Raw genomic sequence first — 347 nt, 5'->3', positions numbered from 1 at the left:
AAGCGCTACGTCGCCCGGGAAATCTACGACCAGCTCTTTCACCCGCACCCCGCCCCGGACGGCGGACCACTGCGAACCCTACGCACCGCCAAGCACCTCACCCTTCAGAAAGCCGCCGACGCCCTGGACGTCTGGCCCACCACGCTCTCCCGACTCGAACGCGGACTCAGCCACGACAACGACCTCCACAAACGCTACGAAACCTGGCTCAACTCCTAACCCCTCCACCGCAGGGAGCCGACACTCCGCGTTAGCCCATCACCCCGCACTACGACGGACCGACTCAGCGCGCCCCGCGCCCCTGCCGAACAACCGGGCGGCACGGGCTCCGGGGTCAAGGGCGGCCC

Annotated in this window: 1 protein-coding gene; it reads left to right on the top strand. The window is 68.6% G+C overall.

Annotated features, from left to right (window positions below; translation table 11 throughout):
* The coding region (locus tag LD110_RS23450) for a helix-turn-helix domain-containing protein (RefSeq protein WP_225502344.1) at positions 1-219 on the top strand (219 nt) is incomplete at its 5' end.
* Positions 220-347 lie beyond the last annotated feature (128 nt).

The organism is Arthrobacter sp. M4 (assembly GCF_020251205.1).
Classification (GTDB): domain Bacteria; phylum Actinomycetota; class Actinomycetes; order Actinomycetales; family Micrococcaceae; genus Arthrobacter.
This window is presented reverse-complemented; position numbering and strand designations above follow the sequence as displayed.